Genomic DNA, 20,467 nt, shown 5'->3' with positions numbered 1-20,467 from the left:
CTCAGGGGTGCACGTCTGCCTTGAGGTAATGCGTGCCCGATACCGGGTTGTGGTAGTAGGGCGGAATCTCTTCAAAGCCAAAGTCGGCATACAGCGCGCGGGCCGATTCCATGCTGTCCAGGGTGTCGAGCAAGATGCAGTCGTAACCCAGCCGGATGGCGCTGGACATGGTGTAGTCCACCAGTTGCCGGCCCAGGCCAAAGCCCCGAAAGGCCTTGCGCACATAGAGACGTTTCATCTCGCAGGCATTGCTGTAGTCAACATCGTCCATCGGGCGCAGTGCGCAGCAGCCTGCCACCGAGCCTTCTACCAAGGCCAGCACCAGGTCGCCCCGAGGCGCGCCATATTCACCTGGCAACTCGGCCAGTTCTTCCTCAAAACCCTGAAAGCCCAGGTCAATATCGAGTGATTGGGCATACTCCAGAAAGATCTCGCGGGTCACCGCAAACTCTTCTGGCGTGGAGGGGTGCAGGAACGTTATCTCAGGTCGGTCCACAGCGAATGCGCTTAGTCAAGGAATGGGCAGTGTAGCGCCCACATGCGGGCGAGCCCCCAAAGAAAAACCGCCCCTGGAGGACGGTTTTGACTTGGCGCAGGATTCGGTGGCGGACTCAGGTCTCGGCCAGCAGCTTGTCGATCAGCTTGTGCAGCTCGTCAAAGTTGGGCGCACCCACATAGCGCTTGACCACTTGGCCCTGCTTGTTGACGATGAAGGTGGTGGGGGTCAGCTGGATGTCGCCCCAGTCCTTGGCGATCTTGCCAGTGTTGTCGATGGCCACTTTGAACGGCAGCTTGCGGGACTCGGCAAAATTGACGACATAGCTGGGCGGGTCGTAGTGCATGGCCACGGCCATCGTGTCGTAGCCCCGGTCCTTGAACTTGTCGTAGGTCTTGATGATCTCGGGCATCTCCGCCACGCAGGTGGTGCAGCTGGTGGCCCAGAAGTTCACCAGGGTGACCTTGCCCTTCATGTCGGAGGTCGTCTGGGTGCTGCCATTGAGCAGCACAAACTGGCTCTCAGGCGCAGTGATTTGCCCGCTGCCTTGGTAAACATACGCACCCACGCCCAATGCCGCAGCAATGGCGATGGCGGAGAAGACGGTGGTGGTAGATTTTTTGGGCATGGGGCTGAGAGTCAAGGTGCTGCAAAAAGTTCGTAAGCCCAGCCATTATGCGACCAGGCCGTCCAGCGCTGGTTTGCGGCCCGGCATACCTGCTCGTACTGATTGACCATCGCGGTGCAGCACCCATAATCGCCTGATGACGTTAGCTCGCTGCCTGATCTTCTCCGCTGCCCTGCTGGGAGCCTGCAGCCCGGCGCTGAACTGGCGGTCCGTGGCTTTGGATGATGTACCCTTGGCGCTGATGCTGCCCTGCAAACCTGACCGAGCGGTGCGCGATGTGGCCTGGGGTACGCAGCAGCTGTCCGTGTCCATGGTGGGTTGCGAGGCCGATGGAGCCACCTACACACTGGCCCATGCCGTGGTTCAGCCCCAGGATGCTGCTGTTGTCATGGGCGACTGGCAAAAGGCCTTGTACCAGCAGCTGCAGATCCCCGATGCCTGGCAGCCCCTGCCGGGCCAGGTGCTGGTGTGGCCCGGCACCTTGGAGCTGCCGCAGGCGCGCCAAGTGCAATGGCAAGGGAAGAATGCACAAGGAAAGACCGTCTATGCTGATGCGCGCTGGTTTGCTCGCACGCAGGGCCAGCAGGTGCGCATTTACCAGGCAATGGTGTTGGCGCCCGGCAAACCGGTGGCGGCAACGGCATTGCAGAGCTTTGTGCAGGGGCTGCAACTGCGCTGAGCGGTACCTTGCAGTGCGCTTGGCTAAGCAACACTACCAATGTTGCAGTGCGGCAAAATCGCTACACTGGCAAAGGATGCGGGTGGGCAGACTGCTGGCCCATTGCGCCTTCGTTAAACACAACCTTTTGTATTGATGAGCAACCGGATATTGTTGATCGCCCACGCACCGCTGGCCCAGGCGCTGGCGCAATGCGCCGCGCATGTGTTCCCCGACAGCGGGGAGCACCTGATGGCGCTGGATGTGGCTGCCAGCGCCGATCCGGTGGCTTGCCTGCAAGAGGCGCAAGCCATGCTTGATCACAGCCACAGCGGCCCGGTGCTGGTGCTCAGCGATGTGTTCGGTGCAACCCCGCATAATATTGCGCAGGAGCTGGCCAAGCGCCGTGCATCGACACGGCTGGTCGCCGGCGTCAACCTGCCGATGTTGCTGCGCGCGCTGTGCTACCGCCATGAGGAGCTGGACAGCCTCGTGGCCCGGGCCATTGCCGGTGGTAGCCAAGGCATCATGCAGGTGACGCAGAACACGCCACAGAACCAAAATACCCGAGCACATGATCAAGACCGCAGTCACCATCAGCAATAAATTGGGCCTGCATGCCCGCGCGTCTGCCAAACTCACCAAGCTCGCCGGCAGCTTTGCCTGCGAGGTCTGGATCACGCGGGGCGAGCGCCGCGTCAATGCCAAAAGCATCATGGGCGTGATGATGCTGGCTGCCGGCATCGGTACGGAGGTGACCATCGAGACCGAGGGTGCCGATGAGCAGCAGGCCATGGATGCCTTGCTGGCCCTCGTCAACGACAAGTTCGGCGAAGGCGAATAAGTCGCTGCCTGGCGTTCCGGATCGGCGCAGCGCAAACGCCACGCGCTGCCCACCAGTGCCGGCGGCGGCCCGCTGCGGCTGCCTGACATGGCATACGCTCGCCAGCCCTGGTGGGAGCGCCCACCCCTTCCCAGTCCCCGTGCTTGTACAGTCTTCTGCGACAGGCGTATAAATCAGCTTGGCGCAACATGTGCCAGCGAAGAGGAAGTTCCGCATGACATTCGCCATCCATGGAATTGCAGTGGCCCGGGGGATCGCCATTGGCCGGGCAGTCATGGCCGCATCCAGCCACCTGGAGGTGACCCACTACCTGATCGAGCCCGACCAGGTCGCGCGTGAGATTGACCGGGTGCGCGCGGGCCGCTTGGCGGTGATCGAAGAGCTGCAGCGGTTGCGTGGTGACCTGGGCGTAGATGCCCCGCAAGAGCTGGAGCCGCTCTTGGATGTACACCTGATGCTGGTGCAGGACGACATGCTCTCGTCCGGCGTACGCCAGCTGATCAGTGAACGCCTTTACAACGCCGAATGGGCGCTCACCGCACAGCTGGAGCTGCTCTGCCGCCAGTTTGACGAGATGGACGACGAGTACCTGCGTGATCGCAAGTTCGACCTGCAGCAGGTGGTGGAGCGGGTGCTTCGCCATATGCGCGGCGTCTCCAGCCCGGTGGCGGCGCCCATCAGTGCGCCGTTGGGGGTGCAAGAGGGCCAGCACGACTGGGTGGTGGATGAGCGCGATGCACCGATGGTGTTGATCGCCAATGACCTTTCACCCGCCGATATGCTGCAGTTCAAGCAAAGCGTGTTTGCCGGTTTTGTGACGGCCGTGGGTGGCAAGACCAGCCACACCGCCATCGTCGCGCGCAGCATGGACATCCCGGCCGTGGTCGGTGCGCGCACCGCCAGCCAGCTGATCCGTGCCGATGACTGGGTGATCATCGATGGCGATGCCGGCGAGGTGATTATCGATCCCTCGCCGATTTTGCTGGAGGAGTACCGCTTCAAGCAGCGCCAGATGCGGCTGGAACGGGAGCGCCTGTCGCGCCTGCGCGATACGCCGTCGATCACTATCGATGGCGAGCGCATCGAGCTGCTGGCCAATATTGAGTTGCCTGGCGATGGGCCGGCCGCCGTCAAGGCCGGTGCCGTGGGCGTAGGGCTGTTCCGTACCGAGTTTCTGTTCATGGGCCGGGGCGGCAAGGTGCCCGGCGAAGAGGAGCAGTACCGCGCCTACCGCGAGGCGCTGGCGGGCATGCAGGGCATGCCGGTGACCATCCGCACCTTGGACATTGGTGCCGACAAACCTCTGGACAAAGCCCAGCCCAAGGACTACTACCTCAACCCCGCGCTGGGGCTGCGGGCCATCCGTTTCAGCCTGGCGGACCCGGACATGTTCCGCACTCAGCTGCGCGCCATCTTGCGCGCTGCGGCCCATGGCCCGGTGCAGCTGCTGTTCCCCATGCTGGCCCATGTCAGCGAGATCAGGCAGACCCTGGCGTTGGTCGAGCAGGCCTCGCAAGAGCTGCGCGAGCGCAATGTGCCCCAGGGCCTGGTCAAACTGGGCGCGATGATCGAGATACCAGCGGCAGCGCTCACGGTGCGCACCTTTTTGAAGTATTTCGATTTTCTGTCGATCGGCACCAATGACCTGATCCAGTACACCTTGGCGATTGACCGCGCCGACGAGGCCGTTTCGCAGCTTTATGACCCGTTCCACCCGGCCGTGCTGCGCCTGGTGGCAGAGGTGATTCAGGCGACCAAGGCGGCGGGCAAGGAGGTCTGCGTCTGCGGCGAGATGGCGGGGGACACGGCCATGACGCGGCTGCTGCTGGGCTTGGGCTTGCGCAGCTTTTCCATGCAGCCAGCGCAGATTCTGGCCATCAAGCAAGAGGTGCTGCGCGCCGATACGCGTCGCCTGGAAGGCTGGGCCCAGCAGGTCATCGATTCGGAAGACCCGGCCGGCGTGCTGGAGCGCTGAGCGCAGCTATTCCGCAGGCGCGCGAAAGCGGTTGCGGTACTGGCCCGGGGTGGTGCCCAGCTGGCGGCGAAAGGCGCGGTGCAGGGTGTCGGTGGTATTGAAGCCGCAGGTCTCGGCCACCCGCTCCAGCGAGGCATCGGTGGCCTCCAGCTGCTGGCGGGCTGCCTCCACCCTTGCGGCCTCCAGGTAGGCCGCTGGCGTCATGCCCAACTCGGTTTTGAAGATGCGGGCCAACTGCCGGTCGCTGACATGCATCTGCTCGGCCAGATCGGGCATCGACAGCGGCTGGCCCAGGTTAAGGGCGATGTACTGGCGCAGGTTTTCCATGCGGCGCGTGCTGGACAGCGGCTCCAGCATGACGCTGAACTGGCTTTGGCCGCCGGTGCGTTTCAAGAACATCACCAGCTGCCGCGCCACGCGCATCGCCGGGGCATTGCCAAAATCGTCGGCCACCAAGGCCAGTGCCAGGTCCAGGCAGGTGGTCAGGCCAGCACCGGTCCAGATGCGGCCCTGCTGAATGTAGATGCGGTCGGCATCGACACGGATATCGGGATGGTCCTGGGCCAGCTGTGCGGCAGTGGACCAGTGTGTGGTGGCCTCCTTGCCCTCCAGCAAACCGGCGGCGGCCAGGATATGCGCGCCCACACAGACCGAGGCCACGCGGCGCGACTGGCTGGCCAGGGCCTGCACCCATTGCACCACCTGCGGATCAGCCAGCGCCTGCACCCGGCCTCTGGCATCCGTCTCCACTGAGCCTGGCACGATCAAGGTATCGATGGGTTGGTGCTGCAGGCTGTCCAGGCGGATATCGGGCAGAACGCGCACGCCGGCTGCCGTAGTCACCGGCTCCAGCGACTCCGCCGCCAGCACTACCTTGTAGCCGCAAGGCTCCTCCATCTCGCGCTGGAGCAGCGCAAACACCTCGGGTGGGCCGGTCACGTCAAGCAGATCCACCCGGTCAAACAACAGGATCACGATCAGGCGTTCTGGGTGCGGCATGCGGTCTTTCTGAGGAGGCGGGTGTCGGTTTCTGCGGCAAAGACGGCATTGTCCGCAGCGGGCACTGTGCCTAAGATGCAGTCATGTCGCCACCGCTGTTGGTGGCTCTAACCTAACCCACCCACACAAGGCAACAATCATGCATACCAGCACTTTACGCGAACTCAACCAACTGGACGCCAAGCCCGCCGTGCTGGCCGAATCGACCCTGGTTCTGGTGGACTACCAAAATACCTACACCCAGGGCGTCATGGAGCTGGAGGGCTGGCAAGCGGCGCTGGATGCCGCCTCGCGGCTGCTGGCCCAGGCCCGTGCCGCCGGCGCCAAGGTGATCCATGTGATGCACGACGGCGGTGAGGGCTCACCTTATGACATCCGCGCCGAGATCGGCCAGATCCATGCCAGCGTGGCACCGCTGTCGGATGAACCCGTAGTGGTCAAGACGGCCCCGAACTCCTTTCACAACACCAACCTGGCCCAGCAGGTGGATGCTGCGGGCAACGCGCAGCTGGTGATCATTGGTTTCATGAGCCATATGTGCGTTACCTTCACCGCAGAAGGTGCGTTTTTGCGCGGCAACCGCGCCACCGTCGTGGCCAATGCCTGCGCAACGCGTTCCTTGCAGTCGGCTGCTGGCGCAGTCTCTGCAGCGCAACTGCACCAAAGCGCGATGGCCACCATTGGTGACCTGTATGCCGTCGTGGTCGGCAGCAGCGCCGCGCTGGGATAAAACCGTCCTTCAGCCACACGCGCCCAAGCAAAAAGGCTGCCCCCTGTTCGTCAGGGGCCGCCTTTTTGTTGTGGGTGCTTAGCGTTTAGACGCCTGCTGCGTGCGCCTGCTGGTCCGCATGGTAGCTGGAGCGCACCATGGCGCCCACGGCCGCATGGGTGAAGCCCATTTTGTAGGCCTCTTCTTCAAACATCTTGAAGGTGTCAGGGTGCACATAGCGGCGCACTGGCAAGTGGCTGTTCGACGGCGCCAGGTACTGGCCGATGGTCAGCATATTGATGTTGTGGGCGCGCATGTCGCGCATCACCTGCAGGATTTCCTCGTCCGTCTCGCCCAGGCCCACCATGATGCCGCTCTTGGTCGGCACATCGGGGTGCAGTTCCTTGAACTTCTTGAGCAGGTTCAGGCTGAACTGGTAATCGGAGCCGGGGCGCGCTTCTTTGTACAGACGTGGTGCGGTTTCCAGGTTGTGGTTCATCACATCGGGCGGCGCGGCCTTGAGGATCTCCAGTGCGCGGTCATCGCGGCCGCGGAAATCGGGCACCAGGATCTCGATCTGCGTGGTCGGAGACAGCTCGCGGATGTTCTTGATGCACTCGACAAAATGGCCGGAGCCACCGTCGCGCAAGTCGTCGCGGTCCACGCTGGTGATCACCACGTACTTCAGGCGCAGCGCGGCGATGGTGCGCGCCAGGTTCAGCGGCTCATTCATGTCCAGCGGGTCCGGGCGGCCATGGCCCACATCGCAGAACGGGCAGCGGCGCGTGCACTTGTCGCCCATGATCATGAAGGTCGCTGTGCCCTTGCCAAAGCATTCGCCGATGTTGGGGCAGCTGGCCTCTTCACAGACGGTGTGCAGGTTGTTCTGGCGCAGGATGTCCTTGATCTCGTAGAAACGGGTCGTGGGGCTGCCGGCCTTGACGCGGATCCAATCGGGCTTTTTCAGCACCTCGGCTTGTTGGACCTTGACCGGAATGCGCGCCAGCTTGGCCGCTGCCTTTTGCTTGGCCAGTGGGTTGTAGTTGGCGGCGGACTGTGCTTCACGCACGACTTCATTGGTGCTCATATGCTCACTTTAGTTGTTTCACCGCGTCCTGTGCGCCCAGCGCAGACAAAACCGGTGTGACCGTAGGCTCTGAGCAAGGACGGCCCGAGGCAGCTGCGCCGCCCTTGGTGGGGAATGGGGCGTGCGCTGCTGCTCCGGGTTATGCAGAACCGGCAGTCACCAAGCGGGAGGAAAGCTCGCGCGCCAAGGTCTTGGCCACGTCCTCCCAGTCGGCGTTAACCCCGATTGTAGAAAGATCGACGGTTTGCAGCCCGGCATAACCGCAAGGGTTGATGCGGTGGTAGGGTTCCAGGTCCATCTTTACATTCAGCGCCACGCCGTGGTAGCTGCAGTGGCGGCTGATCTTGATGCCCAGCGCAGCGATCTTGCCCAGACCATCAAACACGGGTTCGGGCGCGGCGCTGCCGGGCTCGCGCAATTGGGGGCGCTGGTCCAGCATCGCATGGGAGAAGGGGTCATCCAGGCGCACATAGATACCGGGCGCCCCAGCGACGCGGTGGCCGGTTACCCCCAACGTGGCCAAGGTCCTGATCACCGCTTCTTCAATGCGGAACACAAATTCTTTGACGAAGTAGCCGGCGCGCTGGAGGTCGATCAGTGGGTAAGCGACCACTTGCCCCGGGCCGTGGTAGGTTACCTGACCACCTCGGTTGGTTTGTACCACGGGAATGTCGCCTGTATGCAACAGATGGCTGGGCAGACCCGCCACACCCTGGGTAAAGGTGGCGGGATGCTCACAAATCCATAGCTCGTCAGTGTCTTGCAGCGTGCGCTGCGCAGTGAATTGCTGCATGGCTTGCAGCGTGGGCGCGTAATCCGCCCGGCCAAGAAAGCGGGTTTGCATGGCAAAGAGCCGGCATGGAAAGCCGGCGGGGTTCACAAAGGTGACAACAAGGCGCGCTTACAGTACGACCTTGACCAGAGGGTTGGAGGTGAGCGCAAGGTAGAGGTTGTCGAGCTGTTCGCGGCTGGTGGCCGTCACGGTGATGGTGACGCCCAGGTATTTGTCACCGCTGCTGGGGCGCAGCTCTACGGTGCTAGCGTCAAAGAAGGGGTCATGTTCCTTGGCAATGGCGGTGACCGCGTGTACGAAGCCGTCCTGGTTGAGCCCCATCACCTTAATCGGGAACTCTGAGGGGTATTCAATCAGCGAATCTTTGCGAGGATCGGTGCTGGTGTCGCCGGTGTCAGCAGAAGGTGTAGGGGTGGTCATTTTGCTATTAAAACAGAAGCTGTGAAGTGATGCGGAGTCAGTCCATAAGCCATCTTCCTGTTGTGGAATTTGTCAGAGGGGGCTGACGCCAAAAGAGGGCGAAGAGGTGCTGGCGTGCTGCAAAAAAACAGACGCGCAACAAAACGCTTCCCGATTGCAACGGGTTTATCCTTATAATCGCAGGCTTTGGCTAGGTTGTTCTGCCCGGGAGCCAACACAATGACAACAAATGCTCCGCAAGAAGAACATGTGGCCGAAGAGTCGGACTTCAAGCCCCTGACTGCGCAAGAAGCAGCCGAGTGGCGCCAACGTCACCCGCCGGTATCGGTGGTGCGTGTGGTGAAGTGGCAGCTGGTCGTCGGGGTGGTGCTCACCGTATTGGTGGGTCTGGTGACGCAGCGGGCCGGATGGATGTGGTCGGTGGCATACGGTGCGGCGGCGGTGGTGATTCCTGCTGCCTTTTTTGCACGTGGATTGCGGCTGCATCTGGGGGCTGGGCAAGAGAATGTTGCCATGGTCCGATTCTTTGGACTGGAGATCGCAAAATTGGTTCTGACCGTGGTGCTGCTGTTGCTGGCGCCCCTGGTCGTGCCGGGACTCAACTGGTTGGCTCTGGTGTTGGGTCTGGTTGTAGTGATGAAGACGTACTGGCTGGCGCTTTGGCTGCTGACCAGATCTGCAAAAATTTTGTAATTGAGAAGAAGAGTTGTCCGATGGCCGCAGAAGCGAATGCACCCACTGCAAGTGAATACATCGTTCACCACTTGCAGCATCTTCAGAATATCAAGCAAAAGTCGATCATCGATTTCTCGGTGGTTAACCTTGATTCGATCTCCGTGAGCGTGATCTTGGGCCTGCTGGGCATCTTCGTGATGTGGCTGGCAGCGCGCACCGCCACATCCGGCGTTCCTGGTCGTTTCCAGGCAGCGGTCGAGATGCTGGTCGAGATGGTGGATAACCAGGCCAAGGCCAATATCCACAACGCACAATCCCGTAAATTCATTGCCCCTCTGGCGCTGACCGTTTTCGTCTGGATTTTCCTGATGAACGCGATGGACTTGCTGCCCGTCGATCTGCTGCCGCTGCTGTGGCAAGGTGCGACCGCTGACCACCACGCCTATCTGCGTGTGGTGCCAACGGCTGACCTGTCGACCACCCTGGGTCTGTCGACCGCGGTGCTGGTGCTGTGCCTGTACTACAGCGTCAAGATCAAGGGCCTGGGTGGCTGGGCGCATGAGCTGGTCTCGGCACCCTTTGGCACCAGCAAGAATCCTGTCTTTGCCGTGATCCTCGGCATTATCAATCTGCTGATGCAGATTATCGAATACGTTGCCAAGACGGTGTCGCACGGTATGCGACTGTTCGGCAACATGTACGCTGGTGAGTTGGTGTTCATGCTGATTGCCCTGATGGGTGGCGCAGCCGCTATGTCGCTCTCTGGTGTGTTGCTCCCCGTGGGGCACATCATTGCAGGCACGATCTGGGCGATCTTCCACATTCTGGTGATTACTCTGCAGGCCTTCATTTTCATGATGCTGACGCTGATTTATCTCGGCCAGGCACATGAATCTCACTAACTGTTCCCTTTCCTCTTTCTCTTAACCTTTCTTTTTTTTCTCAGGAGTCATCATGGAAAACGTTCTCGGTCTCGTCGCTCTGGCTTGTGGTCTGATTGTTGGTCTGGGCGCAATCGGCGCTTCGATCGGTATTGCTCTGATGGGCGGCAAGTTCCTGGAATCGTCGGCACGTCAGCCTGAGCTGATCAACGAACTGCAAACCAAGATGTTCATCTTGGCTGGTCTGATCGACGCTGCATTCCTGATTGGTGTTGCTATCGCTCTGCTGTTCGCTTTCGCCAACCCATTCCAACTGGCCTAAGCTCCGATCAACGCCGTAGATAGAAAGGTGTTGCCGTGAGTATTAACGCGACCCTGTTCGTTCAGGCCATTGTCTTCTTGATTCTGGTGCTCTTCACGATGAAATTCGTGTGGCCACCTATTGCTAAGGCGTTGGATGAGCGGGCTAAGAAAATCGCCGATGGTCTTGCTGCTGCCGATAAGGCAAAGTCCGAGTTGACAGCTGTGAACAAGCGCGTTGAGGAAGAACTTTCCGCAACCCGCAATGAGACAGCGTCGCGTATCGCGGACGCAGACCGTCGTGCCCAAGCAATCGTAGAAGAGGCCAAGGCCCGTGCTACCGAAGAAGGCAACAAGATCATTGCCGCCGCTCGTGCAGATGCCGAGCAGCAAGTGATCCAAGCGCGCGAAACGCTGCGCGAGCAAGTTGCTGCTTTGGCAGTCAAGGGTGCCGAGCAGATTCTCCGCAAGGAAGTCAATCCTGCGGTCCACAGTGATTTGCTCAATCGCCTGAAGACTGAGCTGTAAGGAAGCAACGAAATGGCAGAACTCGCCACCATTGCCCGTCCTTACGCTGAAGCCTTGTTCAAGGCCTGCACTGAAAAGAGTGTTGGCCTGAGCGATGCGCTGTCTTGGACGGACGAACTGGCGGCGATTGCCGCCGATCCGGAAATGCGCCAACTGGCCGACAATCCCAACGTCACCAACGAACAGGTGATCGAGGTGATGGCCGGTGTGACGCTGGCACGCGGTTGGGCCTTGTCAGATCTGGCGCGCAATTTCCTGCGCACGATGGTGCAGAACCGTCGTCTGGATGCGCTGCCTGAAGTGGCCAAGCAATTTCGCGCACTGGTCAACAGCGGCAACGGCTCGTCCGATGCGCTGGTGGTCAGCGCCTTCCCCATGGATGACGCCGCATTGAATGCGCTGGGCTCCGTGCTGGAAAAACGCTTTGGCCGCCAACTCAATCTGAGCACCACCGTGGACGAATCGCTGATTGGCGGCGTGCGCGTTGTGGTCGGCGACGAGGTGCTCGACACCTCCGTCAAAGCCCGTCTGGAACAAATGAAAGCAACCCTCACTGCGTAAGCAGATCGAGGATTCGGCTAAACCATGAAAAGGAGTGAGTAATGCAACTCAATCCCGCAGAAATTTCTGAACTGATTAAGAGCCGCATTGAGGGTCTGTCAGGCAATTCCGATATCCGTAACCAAGGTACGGTTGTGTCGGTGACCGACGGTATCGTGCGCGTGCACGGCCTGTCCGATGTGATGGCCGGTGAAATGCTGGAATTCCCAGCAGGCGCCGATGGTCAGCCTTCGTTCGGTCTGGCACTGAACCTGGAGCGTGACTCGGTGGGCGCCGTGATCTTGGGTGAATACACCCATATCTCGGAAGGCGACATCGTCAAGTGCACCGGCCGTATTCTGGAAGTGCCCGTGGGCCCCGAGCTGATTGGCCGCGTGGTCAATGCACTGGGTCAGCCTATCGACGGCAAGGGTCCTATCAACGCCAAGATGACCGACGTGATCGAAAAGGTTGCGCCTGGTGTTATCGCACGTCAATCCGTGGACCAACCACTGCAGTCGGGCATCAAGTCCATCGACGCAATGGTGCCCGTGGGCCGTGGCCAGCGCGAGCTGATCATTGGTGACCGCCAGACCGGCAAGACCGCTGTGGCTATCGACGCCATCATCAACCAAAAGGGCCAAGGCGTTACCTGCGTGTACGTGGCTATTGGTCAGAAGGCTTCGTCGGTCAAGAACGTGGTGCGCGCGCTGGAACAAGCCGGCGCGATGGAATACACCATCGTCGTGGCCGCTACCGCTTCCGAATCCGCTGCGATGCAGTACGTGTCGGCCTACTCGGGTTGCACGATGGGTGAGTACTTCCGCGACCGTGGCGAAGACGCCCTGATCGTGTATGACGACCTGTCCAAGCAAGCCGTGGCTTACCGCCAGGTATCGCTGCTGCTGCGCCGCCCACCAGGCCGCGAAGCATTCCCCGGCGACGTGTTCTATCTCCACAGCCGTCTGCTGGAGCGTGCTGCACGTGTGAACGCCGACTACGTGGAAGCCTTCACCAAGGGTGAAGTCAAGGGCAAGACCGGTTCGCTGACCGCACTGCCGATCATCGAAACGCAAGCGGGTGACGTGTCGGCCTTCGTGCCTACCAACGTGATCTCGATTACCGATGGTCAGATCTTCCTGGAAACCAGCCTGTTCAACGCCGGTATCCGTCCCGCTATCAACGCCGGTATCTCGGTGTCCCGCGTGGGTGGTTCTGCACAGACCAAGCTGATCAAGGGCCTGTCCGGCGGTATCCGTACCGACTTGGCACAGTACCGTGAGCTGGCTGCTTTCGCACAGTTCGCCTCTGACCTGGACGATGCAACCCGCAAGCAACTGGACCGTGGTGCCCGCGTGACTGAGCTGCTCAAGCAAGCCCAGTACAGCCCACTGCCCGTCGCCTTGATGGCTTCGTCGCTGTTTGCCGTGAACAAGGGTTTCATGGACGACATCGAAGTCAAGAAGGTTTTGTCCTTTGAATCGGGTCTGCACCAATTCCTCAAGACCAGCTACGGCGCCTTGGTGGAACGTCTGAACGAGAAGAAGGCTTTCGACAAGGAAGGCAAGGACGAAGCTGAACTGACTGCAGCCATCACTGCATTCAAGAAGTCCTTCGCTTAAGCCAGGCGAGGAGTCATCATGGCAGCAGGCAAGGAAATACGCGGCAAGATCAAATCGGTGGAAAACACCAAGAAGATCACCAAAGCCATGGAGATGGTTGCCGCATCCAAAATGCGCAAGGCGCAAGAGCGGATGCAGGCAGCCCGTCCATATAGCGACAAGATTCGCGCAATTGCAGCTCACCTGAGCCAGGCAAACCCCGAGTATGTCCACCCCTTCATGGTGTCGAACGACGTCAAGAAGGTCGGCATCATCGTGGTGACGACTGACAAGGGCCTGTGCGGCGGCATGAACACCAATGTGCTGCGTGCCGTGACTCACAAGCTCAAGGACCTGCAATCCGCTGGTGTGAGCGCAGAGGCCGTGGCCATTGGCAGCAAGGGTCTGGGCTTTCTGACGCGCGTGGGTGTCAAGGTGGTGGCCAACGCTACCGCCTTGGGCGATACGCCGCACCTCGACGCACTGATCGGACCGGCCAAGGTCTTGCTCGACCAGTACGCTGAGGGCAAGCTGAGCGCAGTCTATTTGTGCTACACCAAGTTCATCAATACGATGAAGCAGGACTCGCTGGTGGAGCAGTTGCTGCCTCTGTCGCAAGATGCGATCGAGGGTTCGGCACCGGCTACCAGCCACGGCTGGGATTACATCTACGAGCCCGATGCGCAAAGCGTGATCGACGAGCTGCTCGTGCGTTATGTGGAGTCGCTGATTTATTCAGCCGTTGCAGACAACATGGCTTCCGAGCAGTCTGCACGTATGGTGGCCATGAAGGCCGCGACCGACAACGCCGGCAACGTCATCAGCGAGTTGAAGCTGATCTACAACAAGACGCGTCAGGCTGCGATTACGACCGAGTTGTCGGAAATCGTCGCAGGCGCCGCGGCTGTGTAATACAGCTCGACTGAAATCAATATTGGAGCAACAAATGGCTCAAGTACAAGGCAAGATTGTTCAATGTATCGGTGCGGTGGTGGACGTTGAGTTCCCCCACGGCAGCGTGCCTAGCGTGTATGACGCACTGAAGCTCGAAGGCACCGCCTTGACGCTGGAAGTGCAGCAGCAGCTGGGTGACGGCGTGGTGCGTACCATTGCGCTGGGTTCGTCCGACGGTCTCAAGCGTGGCCTGATGGTCACCAACACCGGCAAGGCGATCACCGTGCCCGTGGGCAAGGCAACGCTCGGCCGCATCATGGACGTGCTGGGTAACCCCATCGACGAACGCGGTCCTGTGGACCAGACGCTGACGGCTTCCATCCACCGCAAGGCGCCCGCTTATGACGAGCTGGCACCTGCACAAGAACTGCTGGAAACTGGCATCAAGGTGATCGACCTGGTGTGCCCGTTCGCCAAGGGCGGCAAGGTGGGTCTGTTCGGTGGCGCCGGTGTGGGCAAGACCGTGAACATGATGGAGCTCATCAACAACATCGCCAAGGCACACAGCGGCTTGTCCGTGTTTGCTGGTGTGGGTGAGCGTACCCGTGAAGGTAACGACTTCTACCACGAAATGTCGGACGCCGGTGTGGTGAACCAAGAGTCGCTGAACGACTCGAAGGTTGCCATGGTGTACGGCCAGATGAACGAGCCACCAGGCAACCGTCTGCGCGTTGCGCTGACCGGTCTGACCATGGCCGAAGCCTTCCGTGACGAAGGCAAGGACGTGCTGTTCTTCGTGGACAACATCTACCGCTACACCCTGGCCGGTACCGAAGTGTCCGCACTGCTGGGCCGTATGCCTTCGGCTGTGGGCTACCAGCCTACGCTGGCCGAAGAAATGGGCCGTCTGCAAGAGCGTATCACCTCGACCAAGGTCGGTTCGATCACCTCGATCCAGGCCGTTTACGTGCCAGCGGACGATTACACCGATCCATCGCCAGCAACGACCTTCGCCCACTTGGACTCCACCGTGGCACTGTCGCGTGACATCGCCTCGCTGGGTATCTACCCTGCCGTGGATCCGCTGTCCTCGACCAGCCGCCAGCTGGACCCCCAAGTGGTGGGTGAAGAGCACTACACCGTGGCCCGCCAAGTGCAGGGCACCCTGCAGCGCTACACCGAACTGCGCGACATTATCGCGATTCTGGGTATGGACGAACTGGCTCCCGAAGACAAGCTCGTCGTGGCCCGCGCTCGCCGTATCCAGCGTTTCCTGTCGCAGCCGTTCCACGTTGCTGAAGTGTTCACGGGCGCTCCAGGCAAGTACGTGCCGCTGTCGGAAACCATCCGCGGCTTCAAGATGATCGTCAACGGCGAGTGCGACCACCTGCCTGAGCAAGCCTTCTACATGGTTGGCACGATCGACGAAGCCATCGAGAAGGCGAAGAAGATGCAAGCCTAACTGGGTCGGGCTGCAGCCATGCAGCCCATCCCGGCGGACTTGTTTCTTTTTCACTCTGAGGATCAAAGATGAACACCTTCCACGTTGATGTGGTCAGTGCTGAAGAATCCATCTTCTCCGGTGAAGCCCGCTTTGTGGCTTTGCCTGGTGAAATGGGCGAACTCGGTATCTACGCCCGCCACACGCCGTTGATCACCCGCATCAAGCCGGGTTCGGTACGCATTGAGAAGGCCGACGGCAGCGAAGAATTCATCTTCGTGGCTGGTGGCATTCTCGAAGTGCAACCCGACTGCGTGACCGTGCTGTCCGACACCGCTGTGCGCGGCAAGGACCTGGACGAGCAAAAGGCGGTTGAAGCCAAGCAAAAGGCTGAAGAAGCCCTCAAGAACGCCAAGGGCGAGCTTGACTTGGCCAAGGCCCAATCCGAGCTGTCCGTGATGGCCGCCCAGATTGCAGCCCTGCAAAAATACCGCAAGAAGCGCTGATCCGCTGTCTGCGCAACTACCCCTGAAAGGCCACCGCTTGCGGTGGCTTTTTTGTGCGCCACAAATGCTCAGTCCTGGGGTGATAGGCAGGCCATCTGCATATGAATGGTTTGCCACAGCGGGTCGGCATCCTGGTGCAACACCACAAAGCCCTGCTGCTGCCAAAACATTTGGGCACCAGGAAGAAAAGGGTGGGTGTGCAAATACATGCGCTGCACGCCGTGCTGCAGCGCATGCTGCTTTAGCTGGGCAAACAGCACGCCTGCCAGCCCGCGCCTGCGCCAGGCCGGTGCAATAAAAAGCCGCACGACCTCCACCGTGTCGGCGCTAGGCACGTCCAACTGCGCAAAACGCCCGTCATAGGGCCGGTAGGCAATACTGCCCACCACTGCAGCGCTGCTGTCACGTGCTGCCAGCATGCAGCCGCCGGATGACGCATACACCTTGGCAAAGTCGCGCAGATCCGCCTGCGGTGAGGTGGTTGCGACCCGGTCGCCAAACATTGCTTGGCGCGCTGCCTGCAAAAAATCGGCCACCGGGGCAAGTGTCTCCACGCGCGTGACACGGCATGGAGGGGACGGGTCTGGAGCGTGGTTCAGGGCATGCATGCGCGGGCGAGCTTAGCATGTAGGCCACAGAAATCGGCTACATTACAGCCACTTTGGTTTCGCCAGAACATGCGGCCGGCACATGGCCACTGCATGAGGGAATCCAGCAGGGCCAGCCAACTGCCAACAGCCAGCGCCCTTCAACGGAACTGCCCCCGCAACTGTAGGCCGCGAGCATGCCATCCATCTGCCACTGAACCTCAGGGTTTGGGAAGGCGATGGCCTGCGTAGACCAGCCAGTCAGGAAACCTGCCAAAGCCATGCGTGCCCTCTCCATGCGCAGGTCTGCGATGCAGGCCTGGCATTGGCGGATGCGCGCATGTTTTTGATCATGACCGGCGGGGTGTCCGGGCGGTGAGCAGCGTCTTGTCTGCGCAAGGCTGCCCTGGATGAACCAGGCAGCCTCTCAGCACCGGATCGGCTCGCGCAGCCTTGGCATGCCTTGCCTCTTGCTGGAGAGACGATGTTGATTTCCGTTCGCCGTTTTGTGCTGCCTGGCCTGCTGGCCACTTCCTTGTTGACTTCCCTGTCCGCCTCGGCTGCCCCTTATCCGATGCAGCTGCAAAACTGCGGCTATACCGTGTCGCTCAAACAGCCACCTGCCTCGGTCGTCACCATTGGCCAGGCCGGCACCGAGATGCTGTATGCGCTGGGCCTGGGTGACAAGGTGGTAGGCACATCGCTGTGGTTCAATGCCGTGCTGCCCCCGTTCAAGGCCATCAACGACAAGGTGCCGCGCCTGGCGGACAACGATCCCAGCTTTGAGTCGGTGATCGGCAAGCGCCCGGCGCTGGTGGTGTCGCAGTTCGAATGGATGGTCGGCAAGGATGGCGTGGTCGGCACGCGCGAGCAGTTCCATGACCTGGGCATCGCCACCTATGCGATGCCGTCTGATTGCGAAGGCAAGAACAACCTCAAAGGTGCAGACGGCACCCGCACCTCGGCCTACGATGTGCAGGCGCTCTACAAGAGCATCACGCAACTGGCGCAGCTGTTTGATGTGCAGCCCCAGGGCGAGCGCCTGGTCAAGGATCTGCGCGAGCGCCAGGCCAAGGCAGTGGCCAAGGTCAAGGCCGCCCAGCAGCCCCAGCTCACAGCCGCGCTGTGGTTCTCCAGCGCCGACCTGGCCATTGATCCTTATATGGCCGGCAAGAACGGGGTTGCTGGCTACATGCTGCAGACCCTGGGCCTGCGCAATATCGTCGACTCGTCCGAAGAATGGCCCACCGTGGGCTGGGAGACGATTGCCAAAGCCAACCCCTCGATCCTGGTCATTGCCCGCATGGACCGCCGTCGTTTTCCGGCCGATGACTACCAGAAGAAGCTGGATTTCTTGAAAACGGACCCCGTCACCCAGCACATGGATGCGGTCAAGAACAACCGCATTGTCATTGTCGATGCCGATGCGCTGCAGGGCTCGATCCGCGTAGTCGATGGTATGGAGCAGATCAGCGATGCCGTGCTGAAGCTCGCCCAGCCGGCCGGCCGTTGATGCCGGTTGCGTGCGCGTTGGTACCAAGCCCGGCATGCCCATGAGCGCTGCGCCTGTGGCCGCTGCATCGGCGCTGCGCAAGCCGCTGCACTGGGCCTTGCTGGGCCTGGGTGCCGCCCTTGCGCTGCTGCTGAGCGTGGCGCTGGGCATTGCCATTGGCGAAACCGCGCTGTCGCCCAGCCTGGTGCTGCAGGTGCTGGCCAACAAGCTGTTTGGGGCCAACTACGCCATTGATCCGATCAGCCAGGGCATCGTCTGGAACTACCGCCTGCCTCGGGCCCTGGTCGCGGCCAGCTGCGGCGCGGGCCTGGCGGTCGCCGGCGTCATTCTGCAATCCATGCTGCGCAATGCGCTGGCCGAGCCCTATCTGCTTGGTATCTCCGCCGGGGCCTCTACCGGTGCGGTGCTGGTGTCGGTCGTGGGCATTGGCGCCGGCGCCATCTCGATGACCGTGGGCGCCTTTTTTGGCGCGCTCTGTGCGTTTGCGCTGGTGGCCCTGCTGGCCCATGCCGCCGGCAGCGGTGGCTTGCGCAATGGCGGGCAGATTGTGCTGGCCGGCATTGCGGGCTCGCAGCTCTTCAATGCGCTGACCTCGCTGATCATCACCAAATCAGGCAGCGCCGAGCAGGCCCGGGGCATCATGTTCTGGCTGTTGGGCAGCCTGAGCGGCGTGCGCTGGCCCGATACCGTGCTCACGGCCTGCATCGCCATCACCGGCCTGCTGCTCTGCCTGCTGCACACGCGGGCGCTCGATGCCTTTACCTTCGGCAGTGAATCGGCTGCTGCGCTCGGTGTGCCGGTGCGCCGGGTGCAACTGGTGCTGTTGCTGGTGGCTGCGCTGATGACCGCCGTCATGGTCTCCATCGTCGGCGCGATTGGCTTTGTCGGCCTGGTGATTCCGCATGCCGCGCGCATGCTGGTGGGGGTGCGCCACCGCCGCCTGGTGCCCGCCAGCGCAATGATGGGCGCCATTTTTCTGATCGCTGCCGATGTACTCTCGCGCACTCTCATACGCGGCCAGGTGCTGCCGATTGGCGTGATCACCGCCCTGGTTGGCGCGCCGGTGTTTGCCTGCATCTTGCTCAGAAGCCAGCGGAGGCAGCGATGATCGCGGCCGCCGATGGCGTGGTGTTGCAAGCCTGCGCGCTGGGCTTGCGGCTGCAGGGCCAGCGCATTGTGGACCAGGTAACGCTGCCGGTGCAGCGCCACGAGATGCTGGGTTTGATAGGGCCCAATGGCTCGGGCAAATCGAGCCTGCTGCGCTTGCTGGCCGGGGTCATCCAGCCTAACGAAGGCCAGGTATTGCTGCAGGGCCAACCGCTGCAGAAGATGGGGCGTCGCGCCATTGCGCGTGAGCTGGCCCTGGTCGCGCAAATGGCCGAGACGCAGGATGCCATCAGCGTCGAGGATGCGGTGGCGCTGGGGCGCACACCCTGGTTGTCGGCGCTGCAGCCTTTTTCGCTGCAGGATTGGGATGCCGTGCAGCAAGCCCTCAACGCCGTGGGCATGGAGGCCAAACGCCACAGCGCCTGGCACAGCCTCTCGGGCGGCGAACGCCAGCGTGTACACATTGCCCGGGCCCTGGCGCAGCAACCCGGCGTGCTGCTGCTCGATGAGCCCTGCAACCACCTCGATATCCACCAGCAGCTGTCGCTGATGGCGCTGATCCGCGCCTTGCCCGTCACCAAGGTCGTGGCGCTGCATGACCTGAACCAGGCCCTCGCCTGCGACCGCGTTGCCGTCATGCAGCAGGGCCGGCTGGTGGCGCTGGGCGCGCCCGCGCAGGTGCTGGATGCCGCTCTGCTAGCGCAGGTTTTTCGCGTGGAGGCCAGCACCCTGGTCGACCCCTGGGACGGCAGCCGTGTGCTGCGTTTTCGTCCGCTTTCTTCTTCTTGACGGTGACCCGATATGCCCCTCCCAGTCTTCCCAGTTTTCCGAGTCTGTATGCCGCTTGTGTTGAGCGCCTTGCTGTGCAGCCAGGCAGCAGCCGAGACCTTTGAGGTCCACATGCGCAACCGCAGCGCCACCGGCGCGATGACCTATGAGCCCGAGTTTCTGAAGCTCAAGCCGGGCGACAAGATCAAGTTTCTGGCCAGCAGCAATGGCCATGATGCCGTCAGCATCCCGGGCATGGCGCCTGCCGGTGCCAAGCCCTTCAAGGGCAAGATCAATGAGGAGATCGAAGTCAGCTTTGATGCCACAGGCCTCTATGGCGTGCAGTGCCTGCCTCATTACGCGATGGGCATGGTCATGCTGGTGCAGGTCGGCGATGTGCCGCTGTCTGGCCTGCAGGTACCCGCTGAGGTGCCTGAGCGTGCGCAGCAGCGCTTCAAGGACATCGTCAGCCGCGCATCGGCGCCGCGCTGAACGGCCACCGCAATTTGGGCAATTT

General features: G+C 61.3%; 25 protein-coding genes and 1 riboswitch. Of the genes, 18 read left to right on the top strand and 7 right to left on the bottom strand.

The window, feature by feature from the left end; genetic code table 11:
- Window position 1: 1 nt before the first annotated feature.
- Both HS961_RS00665 and HS961_RS00660 read right to left on the bottom strand, forming a co-directional pair.
- Entirely contained in the window at window positions 2-496 is a 495-nt protein-coding gene (locus tag HS961_RS00665; RefSeq protein ID WP_182325907.1) for a GNAT family N-acetyltransferase, read from the bottom strand.
- Window positions 497-611: 115 nt separating this feature from the next.
- Window positions 612-1,124: a TlpA disulfide reductase family protein gene (locus HS961_RS00660; RefSeq protein WP_182325906.1), complete on the bottom strand. Its 513-nt coding sequence runs from the start codon at window positions 1,122-1,124 to the stop codon at window positions 612-614.
- 136 nt (window positions 1,125-1,260) lie between these two features.
- Between HS961_RS00660 and HS961_RS00655 the strand changes: the two genes are divergently transcribed.
- The 4 genes from HS961_RS00655 to ptsP all read left to right on the top strand — a co-directional run bounded on the left by HS961_RS00655 (window position 1,261) and on the right by ptsP (window position 4,601).
- Window positions 1,261-1,803, top strand: coding sequence for a hypothetical protein (locus tag HS961_RS00655; RefSeq protein ID WP_182325905.1), 543 nt, complete (start codon window positions 1,261-1,263; stop codon window positions 1,801-1,803).
- Between the two features lie 135 nt (window positions 1,804-1,938).
- A complete protein-coding gene (locus HS961_RS00650; RefSeq protein ID WP_182325904.1) occupies window positions 1,939-2,388 on the top strand; it encodes a PTS sugar transporter subunit IIA in 450 nt (149 codons plus the stop codon).
- On the top strand, window positions 2,357-2,626 hold the full coding sequence (locus tag HS961_RS00645; protein ID WP_182325903.1) for an HPr family phosphocarrier protein: 270 nt from the start codon (window positions 2,357-2,359) through the stop codon (window positions 2,624-2,626). The genes HS961_RS00650 and HS961_RS00645 overlap by 32 nt, the downstream gene beginning before the upstream one ends.
- A 214-nt stretch (window positions 2,627-2,840) precedes the next feature.
- Window positions 2,841-4,601 carry a phosphoenolpyruvate--protein phosphotransferase gene (gene ptsP / locus HS961_RS00640; protein WP_182325902.1) on the top strand — a complete coding sequence of 587 codons (1,761 nt, stop codon included), beginning with the start codon at window positions 2,841-2,843 and terminating at the stop codon, window positions 4,599-4,601.
- A 6-nt stretch (window positions 4,602-4,607) separates the two neighbouring features.
- Here ptsP and HS961_RS00635 read toward each other — a convergent pair whose 3' ends face one another.
- A complete protein-coding gene (locus tag HS961_RS00635) occupies window positions 4,608-5,600 on the bottom strand; it encodes a GlxA family transcriptional regulator (RefSeq protein WP_182325901.1) in 993 nt (330 codons plus the stop codon).
- 139 nt (window positions 5,601-5,739) lie between these two features.
- Here HS961_RS00635 and HS961_RS00630 point away from each other — a divergent pair, with 139 nt between their 5' ends.
- Window positions 5,740-6,330, top strand: a complete 591-nt coding sequence (locus HS961_RS00630; RefSeq protein ID WP_182325900.1) for a cysteine hydrolase family protein — start codon at window positions 5,740-5,742, stop codon at window positions 6,328-6,330.
- A gap of 85 nt (window positions 6,331-6,415) precedes the next feature.
- On the opposite strand, the gene lipA is transcribed toward HS961_RS00630, so the two are convergent.
- The 3 genes from lipA to HS961_RS00615 all read right to left on the bottom strand — a co-directional run bounded on the left by lipA (window position 6,416) and on the right by HS961_RS00615 (window position 8,609).
- The gene (gene lipA / locus HS961_RS00625; RefSeq protein ID WP_182325899.1) at window positions 6,416-7,396 is read right to left on the bottom strand and encodes a lipoyl synthase; all 981 of its coding nucleotides are present in this window, start codon (window positions 7,394-7,396) and stop codon (window positions 6,416-6,418) included.
- Between the two features lie 139 nt (window positions 7,397-7,535).
- Window positions 7,536-8,240 carry a lipoyl(octanoyl) transferase LipB gene (gene lipB / locus HS961_RS00620; RefSeq protein WP_182325898.1) on the bottom strand — a complete coding sequence of 235 codons (705 nt, stop codon included), beginning with the start codon at window positions 8,238-8,240 and terminating at the stop codon, window positions 7,536-7,538.
- Window positions 8,241-8,297: 57 nt separating this feature from the next.
- Window positions 8,298-8,609 carry a YbeD family protein gene (locus HS961_RS00615; RefSeq protein WP_182325897.1) on the bottom strand — a complete coding sequence of 104 codons (312 nt, stop codon included), beginning with the start codon at window positions 8,607-8,609 and terminating at the stop codon, window positions 8,298-8,300.
- 219 nt (window positions 8,610-8,828) lie between these two features.
- On the opposite strand from HS961_RS00615, the gene HS961_RS00610 reads away from it, so the two are divergent.
- From HS961_RS00610 to HS961_RS00570, 9 genes are all read left to right on the top strand, one after another.
- The gene (locus HS961_RS00610) at window positions 8,829-9,302 is read left to right on the top strand and encodes an ATP synthase subunit I (RefSeq protein ID WP_182325896.1); all 474 of its coding nucleotides are present in this window, start codon (window positions 8,829-8,831) and stop codon (window positions 9,300-9,302) included.
- 20 nt (window positions 9,303-9,322) lie between these two features.
- Window positions 9,323-10,186 carry a F0F1 ATP synthase subunit A gene (gene atpB / locus HS961_RS00605; RefSeq protein WP_182325895.1) on the top strand — a complete coding sequence of 288 codons (864 nt, stop codon included), beginning with the start codon at window positions 9,323-9,325 and terminating at the stop codon, window positions 10,184-10,186.
- 52 nt (window positions 10,187-10,238) lie between these two features.
- Complete coding sequence (atpE, locus tag HS961_RS00600; protein ID WP_021025615.1) at window positions 10,239-10,487, top strand: F0F1 ATP synthase subunit C; 249 nt, start codon at window positions 10,239-10,241, stop codon at window positions 10,485-10,487.
- A 35-nt stretch (window positions 10,488-10,522) separates the two neighbouring features.
- Window positions 10,523-10,993: a F0F1 ATP synthase subunit B gene (locus HS961_RS00595; protein ID WP_182325894.1), complete on the top strand. Its 471-nt coding sequence runs from the start codon at window positions 10,523-10,525 to the stop codon at window positions 10,991-10,993.
- 12 nt (window positions 10,994-11,005) lie between these two features.
- Entirely contained in the window at window positions 11,006-11,554 is a 549-nt protein-coding gene (locus tag HS961_RS00590) for a F0F1 ATP synthase subunit delta (RefSeq protein WP_182325893.1), read from the top strand.
- 41 nt (window positions 11,555-11,595) lie between these two features.
- Window positions 11,596-13,155, top strand: coding sequence for a F0F1 ATP synthase subunit alpha (atpA, locus tag HS961_RS00585; protein WP_182325892.1), 1,560 nt, complete (start codon window positions 11,596-11,598; stop codon window positions 13,153-13,155).
- 18 nt (window positions 13,156-13,173) lie between these two features.
- Window positions 13,174-14,046, top strand: coding sequence for a F0F1 ATP synthase subunit gamma (atpG, locus tag HS961_RS00580; RefSeq protein WP_182325891.1), 873 nt, complete (start codon window positions 13,174-13,176; stop codon window positions 14,044-14,046).
- A 34-nt stretch (window positions 14,047-14,080) separates the two neighbouring features.
- Window positions 14,081-15,490, top strand: a complete 1,410-nt coding sequence (atpD, locus tag HS961_RS00575; protein ID WP_182325890.1) for a F0F1 ATP synthase subunit beta — start codon at window positions 14,081-14,083, stop codon at window positions 15,488-15,490.
- A gap of 68 nt (window positions 15,491-15,558) precedes the next feature.
- A complete protein-coding gene (locus HS961_RS00570) occupies window positions 15,559-15,975 on the top strand; it encodes a F0F1 ATP synthase subunit epsilon (protein WP_182325889.1) in 417 nt (138 codons plus the stop codon).
- A 68-nt stretch (window positions 15,976-16,043) separates the two neighbouring features.
- Here the strand turns inward: HS961_RS00570 and HS961_RS00565 are convergent, their stop codons facing one another.
- Complete coding sequence (locus HS961_RS00565; RefSeq protein ID WP_238347728.1) at window positions 16,044-16,529, bottom strand: GNAT family N-acetyltransferase; 486 nt, start codon at window positions 16,527-16,529, stop codon at window positions 16,044-16,046.
- A gap of 91 nt (window positions 16,530-16,620) precedes the next feature.
- Window positions 16,621-16,855, top strand: a riboswitch (cobalamin riboswitch).
- Window positions 16,856-17,046: 191 nt separating this feature from the next.
- Between HS961_RS00565 and HS961_RS00560 the strand changes: the two genes are divergently transcribed.
- The 4 genes from HS961_RS00560 to HS961_RS00545 are packed head-to-tail and all read left to right on the top strand — an operon-like array spanning window position 17,047 to window position 20,442.
- Window positions 17,047-18,075, top strand: a complete 1,029-nt coding sequence (locus tag HS961_RS00560) for an ABC transporter substrate-binding protein (RefSeq protein ID WP_182325887.1) — start codon at window positions 17,047-17,049, stop codon at window positions 18,073-18,075.
- A 40-nt stretch (window positions 18,076-18,115) separates the two neighbouring features.
- Window positions 18,116-19,183, top strand: a complete 1,068-nt coding sequence (locus tag HS961_RS00555; RefSeq protein WP_202883135.1) for a FecCD family ABC transporter permease — start codon at window positions 18,116-18,118, stop codon at window positions 19,181-19,183.
- A complete protein-coding gene (locus tag HS961_RS00550; RefSeq protein WP_182325886.1) occupies window positions 19,180-19,971 on the top strand; it encodes an ABC transporter ATP-binding protein in 792 nt (263 codons plus the stop codon). The genes HS961_RS00555 and HS961_RS00550 overlap by 4 nt, the downstream gene beginning before the upstream one ends.
- 48 nt (window positions 19,972-20,019) lie before the next feature.
- On the top strand, window positions 20,020-20,442 hold the full coding sequence (locus tag HS961_RS00545; RefSeq protein ID WP_182325885.1) for a pseudoazurin: 423 nt from the start codon (window positions 20,020-20,022) through the stop codon (window positions 20,440-20,442).
- Window positions 20,443-20,467: the final 25 nt, after the last annotated feature.

The organism is Comamonas piscis, from assembly GCF_014109725.1.
Classification (GTDB): Bacteria; Pseudomonadota; Gammaproteobacteria; order Burkholderiales; family Burkholderiaceae_C; genus Comamonas; species Comamonas piscis.
Note: the sequence above shows the minus strand (reverse complement) of the source record. Positions and strands in the feature narration are given on the sequence as shown.

Bases quoted from the DNA above. Each gene is read 5' to 3' on its own strand.
- HS961_RS00660 (WP_182325906.1), bottom strand. From the start codon at position 1,124: ATGCCCAAAAAATCTACCACCACCGTCTTCTCCGCCATCGCCATTGCT.
- HS961_RS00655 (WP_182325905.1), top strand. From the start codon at position 1,261: ATGACGTTAGCTCGCTGCCTGATCTTCTCCGCTGCCCTGCTGGGAGCC.
- HS961_RS00650 (WP_182325904.1), top strand. From the start codon at position 1,939: ATGAGCAACCGGATATTGTTGATCGCCCACGCACCGCTGGCCCAGGCG.
- HS961_RS00645 (WP_182325903.1), top strand. From the start codon at position 2,357: ATGATCAAGACCGCAGTCACCATCAGCAATAAATTGGGCCTGCATGCC.
- ptsP (WP_182325902.1), top strand. From the start codon at position 2,841: ATGACATTCGCCATCCATGGAATTGCAGTGGCCCGGGGGATCGCCATT.
- HS961_RS00635 (WP_182325901.1), bottom strand. From the start codon at position 5,600: ATGCCGCACCCAGAACGCCTGATCGTGATCCTGTTGTTTGACCGGGTG.
- HS961_RS00630 (WP_182325900.1), top strand. From the start codon at position 5,740: ATGCATACCAGCACTTTACGCGAACTCAACCAACTGGACGCCAAGCCC.
- lipA (WP_182325899.1), bottom strand. From the start codon at position 7,396: ATGAGCACCAATGAAGTCGTGCGTGAAGCACAGTCCGCCGCCAACTAC.
- lipB (WP_182325898.1), bottom strand. From the start codon at position 8,240: ATGCAAACCCGCTTTCTTGGCCGGGCGGATTACGCGCCCACGCTGCAA.
- HS961_RS00615 (WP_182325897.1), bottom strand. From the start codon at position 8,609: ATGACCACCCCTACACCTTCTGCTGACACCGGCGACACCAGCACCGAT.
- HS961_RS00610 (WP_182325896.1), top strand. From the start codon at position 8,829: ATGACAACAAATGCTCCGCAAGAAGAACATGTGGCCGAAGAGTCGGAC.
- atpB (WP_182325895.1), top strand. From the start codon at position 9,323: ATGGCCGCAGAAGCGAATGCACCCACTGCAAGTGAATACATCGTTCAC.
- atpE (WP_021025615.1), top strand. From the start codon at position 10,239: ATGGAAAACGTTCTCGGTCTCGTCGCTCTGGCTTGTGGTCTGATTGTT.
- HS961_RS00590 (WP_182325893.1), top strand. From the start codon at position 11,006: ATGGCAGAACTCGCCACCATTGCCCGTCCTTACGCTGAAGCCTTGTTC.
- atpA (WP_182325892.1), top strand. From the start codon at position 11,596: ATGCAACTCAATCCCGCAGAAATTTCTGAACTGATTAAGAGCCGCATT.
- atpG (WP_182325891.1), top strand. From the start codon at position 13,174: ATGGCAGCAGGCAAGGAAATACGCGGCAAGATCAAATCGGTGGAAAAC.
- atpD (WP_182325890.1), top strand. From the start codon at position 14,081: ATGGCTCAAGTACAAGGCAAGATTGTTCAATGTATCGGTGCGGTGGTG.
- HS961_RS00570 (WP_182325889.1), top strand. From the start codon at position 15,559: ATGAACACCTTCCACGTTGATGTGGTCAGTGCTGAAGAATCCATCTTC.
- HS961_RS00560 (WP_182325887.1), top strand. From the start codon at position 17,047: ATGTTGATTTCCGTTCGCCGTTTTGTGCTGCCTGGCCTGCTGGCCACT.
- HS961_RS00555 (WP_202883135.1), top strand. From the start codon at position 18,116: ATGAGCGCTGCGCCTGTGGCCGCTGCATCGGCGCTGCGCAAGCCGCTG.
- HS961_RS00550 (WP_182325886.1), top strand. From the start codon at position 19,180: ATGATCGCGGCCGCCGATGGCGTGGTGTTGCAAGCCTGCGCGCTGGGC.
- HS961_RS00545 (WP_182325885.1), top strand. From the start codon at position 20,020: ATGCCGCTTGTGTTGAGCGCCTTGCTGTGCAGCCAGGCAGCAGCCGAG.